This is a genomic window from Bartonella sp. MR168JLCBS (assembly GCF_042194175.1).
In genome coordinates this window covers 1-1382 of the sequence record NZ_JBHIMP010000084.1, presented here as the reverse complement: position 1 = coordinate 1382, position 1382 = coordinate 1, and the positions used below count along the sequence as shown (strand labels likewise).

At 36.0% G+C, this 1382-nt stretch carries 1 pseudogene; it reads left to right on the top strand.

Features of this window, described 5'->3' with window-relative positions:
* Positions 1 to 997: pseudogene (locus ACFIK8_RS09250) on the top strand (YeiH family protein); the annotation flags it as partial.
* Positions 998 to 1382: the final 385 nt, after the last annotated feature.

Here is a 1382-nt window from a genome sequence, read left to right as displayed (position 1 = left end):
ACAATTTTAGTCTTGGTATTCTAACATGTGTGCTCATATCAGTCTTAGTTTATAGTTTAGAAATCTTAGAAAAACAGCATTTCGCAAAAGCGTGGCTTGAGAGTCCTGTTTTGGCAATTCTCTGAAGAGAGATTACCCGTAGTTGTTTTACTTTGCCACCATATTTTAAAAAAGGGATAATCTTTTGCGCAAAAGCACTTCTCAAAATTGCTATTGTTGGTCTTCTAGGAGCAAGCAATTAGCATTAACGCAGTTCTTTCAGCCGGTTGGAATTTGCTTGCTGGCATCATATTCGTTATATTTGTAACGATTATCCTAAGCTTTGTCATTGACAGACTTCGGGTTTTCTAAGTATTTAGCAATCCCAATCGCTTGCAGCAATGCTATTTGTAGCAATTCAGCTATCGTCGCCGTTGCGCTTGTCATTAAAGCAAAACATGAAGATGTAGCTGCATCAATTGCTTTTACGGCTCGTTTAGGGGTTCTGATTATTTACTTCTCCTTTTTTACATCCACTTTTAAATTTGTCGCTTAGTCAACACAGTGTGCTTGCAGGCATGTTTTTTTATGCTGTACTATATAGATTTTGGTCGCAACAACATCAGTCTCTTTTGTGAGCGTTCAAATTGCAACAATTGTCAAACTGGTGTGAATTTTAATGTTAGTCCCTGTTATTTTACCCTGTCAATCATCTATCGCCGATCAGCACAAACACACCTTTCGTCTACACACTCTCGTCACATGGTTTATCATTGCTTTTACTATCATGATGCTTATCCGCTCAGCGGACTTATTCCTGTCATAGCATTCAACCTGATCAAACTTATTGCGCAGTTTTTCACTGTCATTTCAATGGCAGCTTTGCGATTAGGCGTTGATTACGCTCATTCAAAAAGGAGGATGGTGCGTTATTTTAGCTTCAACTTGCTCCTCCTTTATGGGAGCTTTTAGCCTTATTATGATAAAATTGATTGATTTGAACCCTATAACATTTTAAAAGAGCCCCCTAAAATGCTTTTGCTTTTTTCAACGTAGCACGCACTCAACCCAAAGATTTGTCAATATTGACGCAGTCTTTTCACCAAACCAAATCAAAGTTCCAAAGATTTCTCATTATTCTATACAAAAAATCCAATGCGCATTCATATTAAATAGCAAACTATCAAACTGCTTGTTCAATCGGTTTTTAGTATACAATTGCTAATTAATGAGCATGATACTAAAATACAGAATTCATCAAAAAACTCTGCTCTAACTAAAATAAAGTTTTTACAAAAGGCTCATGAAATATGCTCTTATAGGGAAAAAACAAATATGATCTCATGATTTCTCCCTTTCAAATGGTTGCATGTACTTTATTGTTACAAAAGAAATGAAGCTTA